This is a genomic window from Rhodanobacter umsongensis (genome assembly GCF_042654965.1).
Lineage (GTDB): Bacteria > Pseudomonadota > Gammaproteobacteria > Xanthomonadales > Rhodanobacteraceae > Rhodanobacter > Rhodanobacter umsongensis.
This window is the reverse complement of record NZ_JBHSMK010000003.1, coordinates 163,279-177,406: the sequence shown is the minus strand read 5'-3', so window position 1 is coordinate 177,406 and position 14,128 is coordinate 163,279. Positions and strand designations below refer to the sequence as shown.

Genomic DNA, 14,128 nt, shown 5'->3' with positions numbered 1-14,128 from the left:
TTCGGCGAAAGGCTTGCCGCACACTGGTGCCCATGACGAGGAAGACGATCGGCGGGCGACCCCGTGCGTAGCAAGTTGTTCGTGCCCGGTGCGCGACCGGAACTGTTCGCCAAGGCGCTGGCTGGCGAGGCCGATGCGCTGTCGTTCGACCTGGAGGACGCGGTCGCCGAGGCGCGCAAGGCCGAAGCGCGCGAGGCGGTGGCGGACTTTGTCGCCGGCGCGGCCGTGGCGCAGGCGGCCAAGCTCATCATCGTGCGCACCAACGCGGCGGATTCGCCGCATTTCGCGGCGGACCTTGCCGCCATCGTCCGCCCCGGGGTCACCCTGCTCAATCTGCCCAAGATCGAATCGGCGCAGGCTCTCCTCGGCGCCATCGCCATGATCGAACGGGCCGAGCGGGCCAATGCGGTGGGGCACCCGCTCGGCCTGCTGGTGACCATCGAGACGCCCGCTGCACTGGCTGCGGCAGCCCGCATCGCCGGCGCGCATCCGCGCGTGGCGGGATTGCAGCTGGGCCTGGGTGACCTGTTCGAGCCCCACGGCATCGACCGCGCCGATCCGCGCAACGTGCACGCGGCGATGTTCGCCCTGCGCATGGCCGCGGCACAGGCCGGCGTGTTTGCGATGGACGGCGCCTTCGCCGCAGTCGATGACGAGGCGGGTTACCGCGAGGAAGCGCACATGGCGCGACGGCTCGGCTTCATCGGCAAGAGCTGCATCCATCCGCGCCAGGTGGCGCTGGCGAACGCGGCGTTCGCCGCCTCGGAAGCCGAGCTTGTGCAGGCGCGGCGGATCGTCGAGGCCGCACAGGCGGCCCAGGCCCAATCGCGCGGCGCCTTCGTGGTGGACGGCCGCATGATCGATCTGCCGTTCCTGAAACGCGCGCAGGCCTTGCTCGCCGCCACGCGCCGGGCAGGTTGATGCACGCCCGCCGTCGCTGCGCCACCGCGCTGTCGGCTGCCCGATCGGCGTGGCGCCATGCGCGTGGGATGCTGTGCGCCACCCTCTTCTTCATGGCAGTGGCGCCGCTGCACGCGCAGAGCCTGGCGCCCGTGCACGCCGGACAGCTGCCGCCACTGGCAACGACGGCGGCGCCGCGTGCCATCGCCCTCGTCAACGGCCAGCCGCTGGTCATCGCCGACGGCGAAGCCTGGCGTCTCGATGATGCACGGCAGACCTGGCGGCGGCTGACGTGGCCAACCGCCACATCCCTCATGCCGGACGCCATCGTCGAAGGCGGCACGCAGGCCTGGGTGCTGACTGCGCCCCCCGGCGCGCACGACACGACCGGCGTGGCCCGGCTGCGCCTGCGCGCCGACACGCTGCAGTTGCAGCCTTTGCCAGCCCTGCCCGAGCCGCTGCACGACGCGCGCGGAACGTGGTCGAACGACACGTTGTCCATCGCTGGCATCGGCGCGGACGGCGGCGCGCGGCTGCTGCAACTGCAGACGAATGCGGAACGCCCGCAGTGGATCGCGACCGGCGGATGGCCAGGTGGCGTAGCGCCGACGTCCCTGGTCGCCCAGTCCTCGGCCGTGTTCATCACCGTGCCCGACGGGGCCGGTGCCGCGGAGCGGTTGCTGCGCTGGACCGCCGATAAGGGCTGGACCGAGCGCGGCCGCGTGCCCGGCCGCGTGCTGCCGGGTTCCGGGCATGCGCTGGGACAGGCCAATGTGTTGTACCTGGTGGAGGATGCCGCCTCGACCAAGCTGATGACCTTCCAGATCATCACCAGCGCCTGGGCCGTGCTGCCGGGTGCCGCGCCGAGCGGCGCGATCGCGACCGGCGCCTGGACCGACGGCCTGTTCTGGGCGCAGCGTCATGCCGATGGCCAGCGCATCGACTTCGGTTATGCGCGCGTGCAGTCCACCACGCTGTTGCTGAGGTGGCTCGACTGGATCGTGATCGTGGTCTATCTCGCGGGAATGATCGGTATCGGCCTGTTCTTCTATCTGCGCGAGAAACGCAATTCCACGTCCAATTTCTTTGTCGGCGGCCGCACCATCCCCTACTGGGCCGCGGGGGTGAGCCTGTACGCCGCCAACACCAGTTCGATCAGCTTCATCGCGATCCCGGCCAAGGCCTTCGAAAGCAACTGGCAGTACCTCACCAACAACCTGATCGCAGTGTTCGGCCTGATGTTCGTCGCGGTATGGATCGTGCCGCTGCTGCGCCGGCTGGACCTGATGTCGGTGTTCTCGTATCTGGAGACGCGTTTCCACCCCAGCATACGCATGCTGGCCAGCGCGCTGTGCATCCTCACCCAGCTCGGCAGCCGCATGAGCGTGATCCTGTTCCTGCCGGCGCTGGCGATCGCCACCATCACCGGCATCGGCGTCACCTGGAGCGTGATCCTGATGGGCGGCTTCACCATCATCTACACCGCGATGGGCGGCATGAAGGCCGTGATCTGGACCGACTTCGTGCAGGTGATCGTGAAGATGGGCGGCGCCATCTTCGCCATCGGTTTCATCATCTGGGGCCTGCACGGCGGCGTCGGCGAATTCATGTCCACGGCGATGGCCGAGAACAAGATGCACCTGTTCGACTTCAGCTTCGACCTCACCAAGGCCACCGTGTGGGGCTTCCTGTTCCTGGTGCTGTTCGACGTGGTGCTGACGTTTCCCAAGGACCAGGTGCTGATGCAGCGCACCTTGTCGACGAAGTCGGACAAGGAGGCCGGGCGTTCGATCTGGATGTTCGCGGCGATCATGATCCCGGGCGGATTCGTGTTCTACATGATCGGCACCGCGATGTTCGTGTTCTACAAGACGCACCCGGAACGGATGAATCCGCTGCTGCCGATCGATGCCACGTTCCCGCTGTTCATCGCGGCGGAACTGCCGATGGGCGTGACCGGACTGATCATCGCCGGCATCTTCGCCGCCGCGATGGCGACGCTGTCGGGCATCATGAACAGCGTGGCGACGCTGATCTCGGTGGATTTCTACGATCGCCTGGTGAAGGACCCGACGCAGAAGAAGAGCGTGTTCTTCGCCGAGCTGATGACGATCGCGGTGGGACTGACCGGCATCGGCCTCGCCTTGCTGCTGTCGCGCTTCGACGTGCACTCGCTGTTCGACGTGTCGATCGAACTGGCCGGGCTGCTGGGCGGCGGTTTCGCCGGTGCCTACACGCTCGGCATGTTCACCCGCCGCGCCAACTCGCCGGGCGTCGCCATCGGCATCGGTTCAAGCATCTGCCTGACCCTGGTGGCGTGGTGGTTCAAGCTGGTGCATCCGTACTTCTATCTGGCGATCTCGATCCTGCTGTGCATCGTGATCGGCTACCTGGCGAGCCTGTTCTTCCCGGCGCCCAGGCGCTCGCTGAAGGGCCTGACCATCTACGCCGACCGCGCCGGTCGCGATGAATGAAGCGCGGCCGGCGGATGCCGCACCCGGAAGGGTTTCGTCAGAACGCCATCTCGCGCTGCATCAGGCGGCTGGCGAACGTGGCCAGCCATTGCCGGTACGGTTGCGTGGCGATGTCCGCCGCCCAGACGTACGAGGGCGAGGACTGCACGATGCGGAACGAGCGCCGATCGCGCTCCTCCTTCGCGCCCCACGCCCAGTCGTTGGCCAGGAGGTCCTTCTCGGCGATGAGCGTGTCGCAGTGCGCCTCGATCTCGTCGAGGGCGGCCTGCGGGATCGCGTCGCGCACCACCAGGTAGCCGTGTTCGCGAAAGAAGGCGAGCTGCGCTTCGCTGGCGACGGGATAGTGCATGGCTGGCTCCAGGGGCTGCTCACGGCGTCGCTGCATTGTTCGCCGGCAGCCGCAGCAGGCAAAGCGTCCGGCAATCTTCAAACCGTTGCGAAAGTGATGTCTGCCATGCCGCTTTGGCCCATCATGCGAACTGCCGCACCTGCCTAGCGAGACGCCGTGGACACCCAGTTCCTGCATACCTTCATCACCATCGTCGACCAGGGTTCGATGGCGGCCGCCGCGCGCGTGCTGAACATCACGCCGGCTGCGGTGGCGCAGCAGATCCGCACGCTGGAGCGCGAGATCGGCGCCACCCTGATCGCCCGCGTCGGCCGCACGGTGAGCGTGACCGAGGAAGGTTCGCGCATCCTGCAGCGTTCGCGCGACCTGCTGCGCAACGTCGCCGACCTGCGCAGCGTCGCGAACGAGAACGGGGTCTCCGGCGAGCTTCGCCTGGGCGCCTGCCCCACCGCACTGGCCGGCCTGCTGCCCGACGTGCTCGCGCGCATGGTCGAGACGTTTCCGCAGATCAACGTGTTCATCAAGCCGGGCTATTCGGCCGAGCTCTATCGCGCGGTGGAGGCGGGCGACCTCGATGCGGCGGTGGTGCTGCAGGCGCCGTTCGCGCTGCCCAAGACCTGCGAATGGCTGCTGCTGCGCGAGGAGCCGCTGATCGTGCTGGCGCCGAAGAGCATGGCCGGCGAGGATCCGCACGTGCTGCTGGCAACGCAGCCGCTGATCCGCTACGACCGCAACCAGTGGGGCGGCCGCCAGGCCGACGAGTACCTGCGCGCCCACGGCATCGTGCCGCGCGAACGCTTCGAACTGAACGCGCTCAACGCGATCGCCGTGATGGTCGATCGCGGGCTCGGCGTATCGCTGGTGCCCGACTGGGCGCGCCCCTGGCCGGAGGGACTGCAGCTGGCGCGCATCCCGCTACCCACGGCCTCGGTGCCGCGCCGCATCGGCATCGTCTGGTCGCGCTCGAGCGTGCGCGTGCGGCTGGTCACCGTGCTGCTGCAGGAAAGCCGCAAGGCGATGCTGGAACGTCCGGGCTGAGTCCGCGCACGGCATCCGCCTGCGCCGCGATGCTGCGTCGCCGCAGATTTCCGCGTGCGCCGTAAGCAACAAAAACTAGTCTCTGAACATAGTCCGCGACGGTTCTACCCGCGCGGCGAAGCGCATAGGCTCGCTCGAAAGGGGACCAAGGCTTTCGCGGCGCCGGGGGAACGGCGCCATCCGGACGGAGCCGATGGCATGGCTTCCGATGCGTCACACCGCTATGCACCGGGCGCGCCACGTCGGCCAGCCCACCGCCACCAAGCACAACCGCGAGACATACCATGATCAAGCCACTTTCTGCAGCGATCAGCAGCATCCTGCTCGTCTATGCCATTGCCGGCAGCGCGCACGCGCAGGACGCCGCGCCCGCCAGCGACACGGGTACCTCGCAGGACGCCAAGAAGGACAAGGCCGTCAACCTGGGCCAGGTCATCGTCACCGGTACGCGCAGCCCGAAGTCGGTCGATGAAATTCCCGGCGCGATCACCGTGATCTCGAAGGAAGAAATCCAGCACACCCTGCTGGTGACCGAAGATGCCACCGCGGTACTGGCGCGCACCGTGCCCGGCTACGCCGAATCCTCGCAGGCGATGAGCAATACCGGCGAAACGCTGCGCGGACGCATCCCGCTGCGCCTGTTCGACGGCATCCCGCAGGGCTCGCCGCTGCGGGAGGGCACCCGCAACGGCACCTTTACCGACATGGGCATCATCGGCCGCGTCGAGGTGATCAACGGTCCGTCCGCCTCCGAAGGCATCGGCGCCGCCGGCGGCATCATCAACTACATCTCGAAGGTGCCGACCAAGCAAGGCACCGAGACCACGATCACCACGCGCTACCAGACCCAGGGGCGCGGCGGCAGCGAAGGCTGGAAGACCGGCCTCACCTTCGCCGCCAAGCAGGATGCCTACGACCTGCTGATGGCCGCCTCGTACATCGACCGCGGCATCTCCTACGACGGCAACGGCCGCCGCATCGGCATGAACACCAGCGGCTCGCTGGCCGATTCCACTTCGAAGAACCTGTTCCTCAAGGGCGGCTTCAACTTCGGCGAAGGCAGCACCCAGCGCCTGCAGGCGACCTACAGCCGCTTCAAGATCGAGGGCAAGGGCAACTACATCCAGGTGCTCGGCTGCCGCGGCCCGGACGACGATCCGCCGTGCGACGTGCCGCGCACCAACACCTCCGAGAAGGGGCACATCTACGGCTCCAAGTCCGCGTTCAACGACTTCAAGCAGTACAGCCTCGAATACAGCCACAGCGACTTCTTCGGCGGCTCGCTGGACATCAACGTCTACAAGGCCGACCAGGCGATGCGTTACCTGCCCGAGCTCGACCCGGCCAAGCAGGACCCGCTGTTCGCACCGCTGGGCACGCTGTGGGAGCAGTCGGAGATCGACTCGCACAAGAAGGGCATCCGCACCTCCTGGACGCGCTCGGACCTGTTCAACGTGACCGGCCTGGAGCTGCACACCGGTATCGACTTCGGCAAGGACCAGGCCCAGCAGCGGCTGGCGCTGACCAACCGGCTGTGGGTGCCGCCGATGAACTACAAGAGCACCGCGCCCTACGCGCAGCTGTCGTGGGACATCGGCCCGGTGACCCTGAGCGGCGGGCTGCGGCGCGAGAACGACAAGCTCACCGTCGACAGCTACACCTCGACTTATTACAACAACCGCGTGTTCGTGCAGGGCGGCGGCGTGAAGTACACCGAGAACCTGAAGAACCTCGGCGCGATCTGGCGCATCGGCAACGAATGGTCGGTCTACGCGGCGTACAGCGAAGGTTTCACCCTGCCCAACATCGGCATCCCCCTGCGCAACATCAACGTGCCGGGGCAGTCCGTCGACCGCATCAGCGACCTGGGTGCGATCATCTACAAGAACAACGAAATCGGCTTCAACTGGCGCGGCGAGCACGCCTCGTTCGGTGCCACCCACTACATCTCCAAGTCGCCGTTCGGCGCTTCGCTGACGATCAATCCGGCAACCAACGACTTCATCCTGTCGCGCGCGCCGGTACGCATCGAGGGCACCGAAGCCACCGCCGAATGGCGCTTCGACGAGCAGTGGAAAGTCACCGGCCTGTACTCGCACATCACCGGCAAGACCTCGTTCTGGTCCGCCGACGCGGCAGGCAGGTATCCGGCCGGCGGCCTCAACAAGCCGATGGGCGTGCTCGACATCAACCCGGACAAGTTCGCCGCCGCGCTGACCTGGAAGTTCCTGCCCAATGCGGACGCCACGCTGGGCTTCACCTCGCTGTTCGGCCGCCACCTCACCGGCAGCGACACGCGCGCCTATGACGGCAGGGCCTACAGCTACAACGAGCAGACCCACGGCTACACGCTGTTCGACCTGGGCGTGAACTACGACATGGCGCGCTACGGCAAGCTGTCGCTCGGCGTGGAGAACCTGTTCGACAAGCAGTACGTGCTGAGCTGGTCGCAACTCGCCGGCTACCAGAACTACTGGGCCGGTCGTGGCCGCATGACTTCGCTGACGTATACGATCACGTTCTGATCCCGACGTGACGTATGCCGGTCGCGCCGCCTCGCCTCCCCGATGGCGGCGCGACCGCGGCGAGGACCCCCGATGATCGAAGTACGCAGCACCCCTGTCCGCAGGAACACCGCCTGGTCCAGGCTGCTGGCGGCGGTGTTGCTGTGCGCGGCGCTGCCGCAAGCCGCCGCGGCGTCGACGCCGCTGCCGGATTCCCGCCCCGAGGCGCAGGGCGTCTCCTCGGCGCGCCTGCAGCGGCTGCACGACTACATGCGCCACGCCACCGGCGACGACGGCTACCTCGGCGGCGTCACCCTGGTGGCGCGCAACGGCCGCCTCGTGGACTGGCAGGCCTACGGCCATCGCGACCTCGCGCGGCGCGAGCCGATGCGCAGGGACGCGATCTTCCGCATCTACTCGATGACCAAGACGGTGACCTCGGTCGCGGTGATGATGCTGGTGGAGGAAGGCAAGCTCACGCTGGAGGACCCGCTGTCGCGCTACCTGCCCGGCTTCGCCGCGCCGCAGGTGCTGATCGGCGGCAGCATCGACGCACCGAAGCTGCGGCCGGCCGACAAGCCGGTCACCTTGCACGCGCTGCTCACCCACACCGCGGGTTATCCGGCCGGCCTCGAGGGCGACGGGCTGGCGGTCACGCTGATGGAGCGCATCGACCCGCACGGCGCGGCCGACCTGCGCGGCTTCGCCGAACGCATGAGCCACGTGCCGCTGGCCGCCGATCCCGGCACCCGCTTCGGCTACGACGGCGCCTCGCTGGAATTGCTGGCGCGGGTGGTCGAGGTGGTCTCCGGGCAGTCGTTCGAAAGCTTCCTGCAGCAGCGCATCTTCGACCCGCTGGCGATGCGCGACACCGGCTTCAGCGTGCCGGCGGCGCAGCGTGCGCGCGTGGTCGACCTCACCACGATGGGCAAGGACGGCCGCCTGCGCATCGCCGACGGACCCAGCGCACGGCAACCCGGCGCACCGCTGAATGCCTACGCCAGCGGTGCCGGCGGCCTGTATTCCACCGCCGGCGACTACGCGCGCTTCGCGCAGATGCTGCTCGACGGCGGTACGCTGGACGGCCACACCCTGCTGGGCAGGAAAACGGTGGAGCTGATGCTGCGCAACCACCTCACCATGCTCGATCCGCCGGTCACCCAGTTCAGCGACGCCGAGGGTTTCGGCATCGGCGGCTACGTGGTGATCGATGCGGCGAAACGCGGCCAGCTCGGCTCGCCGGGGCAGTTCGGCTGGACCGGCGCGGCCTCCACCTACTACACCATCGACCCGCACGAGCATCTGGTGGCGATCCTGATGCTGCAATACCTGCCGCGCGAGGATGGCGGCAAGGACCTGCCGCGGATCAGCCGCAACTTCTACGATCTGGTCTACCAGGCGCTGCAATGACCTCGCCCCACCCGGCTTTACCGAGCAACCGATGAGCACCGATCCCGATTCCCCCAGCGCCCCCCCGCGCGTGACGCACGAATACAAGTTCTCGCACGTCACCACCGGCCGCTACCTGCCCACCCCGGGCAAGGCGCCGGGCTGGCCGTTCGCCGAGATCGGCCACTGGAAGATGGACGTCGACGGCAGCGCCGACGACTGGGTCGCCGAGCTCACCGACTGGCGCCGCGAACATCTCGCCCGGATCGGCTACGACGACGCCAACTACCGCCGTCCCGAACTGCAGTGGGCACAGCGCAACTTCGTGCACGCGCAGATGATGGTGGAGGATCGCTACTTCTTCGATCCGCTCGCCGGCCGCTACACCGTCGACCGCTACCTGGACGATCTCGAGGCGCGCTTCGGCGGTATCGACAGTGTGCTGATCTGGTTCGTCTATCCCAACATCGGCATTGACGACCGCAACAAGACTGACCTGGCGCATGACCTGCCCGGCGGCCTCGCCGGCCTGAAGAGTGCGGTGGACGATTTCCACCGCCGCGGCGTGCGCGTGTTCCTGCCCACCATGCCGTGGGACCACGGCACGCGCGAGCCGGAGCAGAACGACTGGCAGGCGATCGCCGAACTGGTCAAGGCGGTCGGCGCCGACGGCATCAACGGCGACACCTACAACGGCGTGCCGCGCGCGTTCTTCGACGCCTGCGACGCGCTCGGCTGCCCGGTCGTGCTGCAGCCGGAATCCACCATCAGCGCCGAGGAACAGCTGATCTGGAACGTGCAGAGCTGGGGCAAGAAGGCGCCGAACGAGGTGATCCCGCCGGTGGCCAAGTGGAAGTGGCTGGAGCCGCGCCACATGATCAACTACGAGAACCGCTGGGGCCGCGACCGCAACCACGACCTGCAATACATCTTCTTCAACGGCATCGGCTACAACGCCTGGGAAAACGTCTGGGGCATCTGGAACCAGCTCACCCCGCGCGACGCGGAAACGCTGCGCCGCATCGCCGCGATCGAGCGCCAGTTCGCGCCCGCGCTGGTCAGCATGGACTGGCGCCCGTACGAGCGCACGCTGCAGGCCGGCGTGTTCGCCAGCCGCTTTCCGGCCGACGGCTACACGCTGTGGACCCTGGTCAACCGCCACGAATACACGGTGGCCGGCGAGCAGATCGCGCTGCCGCATCGCGACGGGGCGCAGTACTACGACGCCTGGCACGGCGTGCCGCTGCAGCCGCGGCTGGACGGCGACCGCGCGGTGTTCGACTTCGCGCTGGAGGGCCGCGGCTTCGGCGCGCTGCTGGCGCTGGCGCCCGGCGCTGCGATCGACGGTCTCGACGCCTTCCTCGCGCGCATGCGCGAATGCTCCGCCGTACCGCTCGGGTCGCTGTCGAACCAGTGGCGTTCGCTGCCGCAGCAACTGCTGCCGATCGAGCCCACGCGGCCTGCCTTTGAAGCACCGCCCGGCATGCTGGCGATTCCCGCCGGCAGCTTCGACTTCGTGGTCGGCGGCGTCGAGATCGAGGGGCAGACCTGGGAAGGCAACGACGTGCAGTACCCGTGGGAGGACAGTGCGCGCCGCGGCCATCGCCATCGGCTGCAGATGCCGGCATTCTTCATCGACCGCACGCCGGTGACCAACGCGCAGTTCCGCGCCTTCCTCGACGCCAGCGGCTGGCGCCCGCGCGATCCGCACAACTTCCTGCGCCACTGGCGCGATAACGCACCGCCGCCGGGCTGGGACGACAAGCCGGTGACCTGGGTCGCCATCGAGGATGCGCGCGCCTACGCGGCATGGGCCGGCAAGCGCCTGCCGCACGAATGGGAATGGCAGTACGCCGCGCAGGGCGGCGACGGCCGGCGCTATCCGTGGGGCGACACGTGGGACGAAACCATGGTGCCCGCCATCAACCGCAGCCGCACGCTGCTCGCACCGGACGACGTCGACGTGCATCTTGCCGCCGCCAGTCCGTTCGGCGTGCTGGATCTGGTCGGCAACGTCTGGCAATGGACCGACGAGTACGCCGACGAGCACACCCGCGCCGCGATCCTGCGCGGCGGCAGCAGCTACCAGCCGCAGACCTCGCACTGGTACTTCCCGCAGGCCTACCGGCTCGACCAGCACGGCAAGTACCTGCTGATGGCGCCGTGCAAGGACCGCTCCGGCTGCGTCGGCTTCCGCTGCGTGGTGGATGCGGCATGAGCGAAGCAGCGCCGACCCGCGTGCAGCTCGGCGGCCTGCTCGGTGAGGCGCTGGCCGCCAACCTCCGCGGCCGGCTCGCGCATTTCATCGTCGACGAACACAGCCCGGCGATCGCGCTGTTCGCGCCCGAGCGGCGCAACGAAAACCGCGAGGGCGACTGGTACGGCGAGCACGCCGGCAAGTGGCTGGTGGCCGCGGCGAAGGCGGTCGCGCGCAGCGGCGATGCGGCGCTGCGCACGAACGTGCTGCGCGTCGCCGACTACCTGGTGTCGATCCAGGAGGACGACGGCTATCTCGGCACCTACGCGCCGGACCGCCGCTTCATGTGCCCGCAGCCGCCGAAGCCGGCCAGCTGGGACGGCGCGCCCAGCGTGCGCACCTGGGACATCTGGACGCACGCCTACCTGATCCTCGGCCTGCTCGAAGTGCACCGGCACTTCCCCGCGCCGCGCTACCTCGACGCGGCGCGCGGGATCGGCGACCTGTGCTGGCGCACCCTGTTTGAGGGCGGCATCGACATCACCGAGCTGGGCAACCACCACGGCCTGTCCGCGACGGTGCTGATGGACCCGGCCGCCGAGCTGTACTTCGCCACCGGCGAACCGCGTTACCTCGGACTGGCGCAACGCGTGCTGCAGCAGGCGGACGGCCACCCGGAACTGGCCCTGCTCACCCGCGCGCTGGCCGGCACGGACGTCTCCGCGATCGCCACCGGCAAGGCCTACCAGCTGGCCTGGAACCTGGTCGGCCTGGCCAAGCTGCATCGCGCCACCGGCAACGCGGACTACCGCCGCGCGGTGGAGCACGCCTGGCGCAGCATCCGCGAGCACCATCTCACGCTCGGCGGCGGCCCCTGGGGCGGCGTGGCGCATCGCTCGCGCGAGGTGTTCAATCCGGCCGGCGTGTTCAGCCCGTATGGCTATGTGGAGACCTGTTCGACGCTGGCGTGGATCCAGTTGAATCGCGAGCTGCTCGCGATCACCGGCGAGGCGATCTACGCCGAGGAGATCGAACGCAGCGCCTACAACGACCTGCTCGGCGCGCAGGCCCCGGACGGCGAGGACTGGTGCTACTACGTGTTTCCCAACGGCCGCCGCGTGCACACCACCTACTGGCGCTGTTGCAAATCCAGCGGCGCGATGGCGCTGGAGGAGTTGCCCGGCATCGCCTGCGCACTCGGCGGCCAGCGCGATATAGCCGTCCATATCTATGGGCCCGGCGAAACGGATTTCGCGCTACCCGAAGCCGGTGCGGTACGCATCGCGCAGCGCACCGCGTATCCGTATCCCGGCGACATCCGCCTGCGCGTATCGGTCGAGCGCGCGGCGAGGTTCGCGCTGAAGCTGCGCATTCCGAGCTGGGCCGAAGGCGCGACCCTGGCCATCGGCGGCGAGGATGCCGGCATCGCGGTAGTACCCGGCCACTACGCGGTGATCAAGCGCGAGTGGCACGATGGCGACGAGATCGTGGCCCGGTTCCCGATGCGCCCGCTGCTGCATCGGGCGGTGAACCGCAACGTGCAGGAATCGCTGGCGCCGGACGGCAGCGCGGTGCGCCAGCAGGTGCTGCGCTTCGACTACGCCGCCATCACCTGCGGCCCGCTGGTCTATGCGACCGGGCTGATCGACGGTTTCAAGATCGAGGAGACCCTGCGCCTGCCCACCACGGCGCCGGACGCCTGGCTGACCCTCTTGCCCGCGCAGGACGACGGCATCCCGCGCATCTCGCTGGATCCGGGCTATCGCGCGCCGCTGGTGTTCGCGCCGTATTTCGGCGCTGGCGGCCGTGTCGATGGCACGTGGCGGCTGACCTGGCTGCAGCTCGCGCCGGAATCGGCACCGTGATGCCGATGCACGCGTCACACAAGAATTTGTGGCGCCAGAACATATCCACCGCGCCTGTTTCTTCGCCGGGGCCTGGTGCAAAGTGGTTGCGGCAAGAAGGATGACCCTTCGTGGATGCGCAGCGCATGGACACCTTTCCGCCTGAGTCGAAAGCAGCCCGCAACGGTTCGTCCGGCCCGCTCGATGGCGTGCGCGTGCTCGACCTGAGCGCCTACATCGCCGGCCCCTACGCCTGCTCGCTGCTGGCCGACCAGGGTGCGGACGTGATCAAGGTCGAGCCGCCCGATGGCGACAACCTGCGTCAGTATCCATCGACGCTGCCCAGCGAAAGCCGCGCCTTTCTCGGCGTCAACCGCAGCAAGCGCGGCATCGTGCTCGATCTCAAGCGCGCGCAGGATCACGCCGCCCTGCTCAAGCTGGTGCGCGATGCCGACGTGCTGGTGCACAACTTCCGGCCGGGCGTGCCCAAGCGCCTGGGCATCGACCACGAGAGCCTCAACCTGGCCAATCCGCGGCTGATCTACTGTGCGATCACCGGTTATGGGGAAACCGGCCCGATGAAGGACAAGGCCGGCTACGACCAGGTGCTGCAGACCATGACCGGCATGTGCACGCTGCAGGGCAAGCGGGACGGCGCACCGGAGATCATCTACGGCTCGGTCGTCGACTACTACGCCGCCGCGCTGCTCGCCGCCGGCGTGTCGTCGGCGCTGTACGAGCGCGAGCGCAGCGGGCTGGGCCAGTTCGTCGGCGTGTCGCTGCTGCGCGCGGCATTGACCATGCAGTCGGCGCGGATGATCTGGGTGGAGGGCGAATCGCTCGACATTGGCCGCGACATGCGTTCCGGCGGCGTCACCGGCATCCACCCGGCGCGTGCGGGCTACATCTACATCTCGGCCAACACGTCGCGTTTCTGGAAAGCGCTGTGCGCGAAGACCGGCCTCGCCGGGCTCGCCGACGACCCGCGCTACGACACCGTGCGCAAGCGCGCGCAGCTTTCTGCGGAGATCGTGCCGAAACTGCACGAGGCGCTGGCCGCCCATACCGCGCTGGAGTGGGAGGCGATCTTCGGCGACGACGTGCCCTGCGCCGCGGCCCGCCAGATCGAGGACATGTTCGACCATCCGCAGGTGCAGGCGCAGGGCATCATCGATACGTTCGAGCATCCGGTGGTAGGCCGCTATCGCGGCGTGGCGCAGTCGATCCGGTTCGGGCGCACTCCCGGACCCGCGCCCTTCGCCGCACCGGCGCTGGGCCAGGACACCGAGGCCGTGATCGCCGCCATCGATGCCGAGTGGCACGCTCGGCACAGGCCGCCCGGCAACCCGAAGGATTGATCCCGCCGCAGCACCTGCCCACGCCACCTCCCCTCGATCTTAAGCACTTCGTAAGCGGATCGCCGGATAATCTCC

9 protein-coding genes are annotated in these 14,128 nt (G+C 68.3%); 8 read left to right on the top strand and 1 reads right to left on the bottom strand.

Features of this window, described 5'->3' with window-relative positions; all coding sequences use genetic code 11:
• Nucleotides 1-63 precede the first annotated feature (63 nt).
• Both ACFPME_RS06030 and ACFPME_RS06025 read left to right on the top strand, forming a co-directional pair.
• On the top strand, nucleotides 64-921 hold the full coding sequence (locus ACFPME_RS06030) for an HpcH/HpaI aldolase/citrate lyase family protein (protein ID WP_377303127.1): 858 nt from the start codon (nucleotides 64-66) through the stop codon (nucleotides 919-921).
• Complete coding sequence (locus ACFPME_RS06025) at nucleotides 921-3,374, top strand: sodium:solute symporter family transporter (RefSeq protein ID WP_377303125.1); 2,454 nt, start codon at nucleotides 921-923, stop codon at nucleotides 3,372-3,374. The genes ACFPME_RS06030 and ACFPME_RS06025 overlap by 1 nt, the downstream gene beginning before the upstream one ends.
• Before the next feature lie 37 nt (nucleotides 3,375-3,411).
• Here the strand turns inward: ACFPME_RS06025 and ACFPME_RS06020 are convergent, their stop codons facing one another.
• Nucleotides 3,412-3,723 (bottom strand): phytanoyl-CoA dioxygenase family protein, encoded by a 312-nt coding sequence (locus ACFPME_RS06020; RefSeq protein ID WP_377303123.1) that lies wholly within the window; start codon nucleotides 3,721-3,723, stop codon nucleotides 3,412-3,414.
• 156 nt (nucleotides 3,724-3,879) lie between these two features.
• Here ACFPME_RS06020 and ACFPME_RS06015 point away from each other — a divergent pair, with 156 nt between their 5' ends.
• The 6 genes from ACFPME_RS06015 (at nucleotide 3,880) to ACFPME_RS05990 (ending at nucleotide 14,053) form a co-directional block, all read left to right on the top strand.
• A complete protein-coding gene (locus ACFPME_RS06015) occupies nucleotides 3,880-4,761 on the top strand; it encodes a LysR family transcriptional regulator (protein ID WP_377303121.1) in 882 nt (293 codons plus the stop codon).
• A 284-nt stretch (nucleotides 4,762-5,045) separates the two neighbouring features.
• Nucleotides 5,046-7,286 (top strand): TonB-dependent receptor, encoded by a 2,241-nt coding sequence (locus ACFPME_RS06010; protein WP_377303119.1) that lies wholly within the window; start codon nucleotides 5,046-5,048, stop codon nucleotides 7,284-7,286.
• 72 nt (nucleotides 7,287-7,358) lie between these two features.
• The gene (locus ACFPME_RS06005) at nucleotides 7,359-8,675 is read left to right on the top strand and encodes a serine hydrolase domain-containing protein (RefSeq protein WP_377303117.1); all 1,317 of its coding nucleotides are present in this window, start codon (nucleotides 7,359-7,361) and stop codon (nucleotides 8,673-8,675) included.
• Nucleotides 8,676-8,706: 31 nt separating this feature from the next.
• On the top strand, nucleotides 8,707-10,872 hold the full coding sequence (locus tag ACFPME_RS06000) for a formylglycine-generating enzyme family protein (protein ID WP_377303115.1): 2,166 nt from the start codon (nucleotides 8,707-8,709) through the stop codon (nucleotides 10,870-10,872).
• The gene (locus ACFPME_RS05995) at nucleotides 10,869-12,716 is read left to right on the top strand and encodes a glycoside hydrolase family 127 protein (RefSeq protein WP_377303113.1); all 1,848 of its coding nucleotides are present in this window, start codon (nucleotides 10,869-10,871) and stop codon (nucleotides 12,714-12,716) included. Before ACFPME_RS06000 ends, ACFPME_RS05995 begins: the two co-directional genes overlap by 4 nt.
• Before the next feature lie 110 nt (nucleotides 12,717-12,826).
• A complete protein-coding gene (locus ACFPME_RS05990) occupies nucleotides 12,827-14,053 on the top strand; it encodes a CaiB/BaiF CoA transferase family protein (RefSeq protein ID WP_377303111.1) in 1,227 nt (408 codons plus the stop codon).
• The last annotated feature ends 75 nt before the right edge of the window (nucleotides 14,054-14,128 follow it).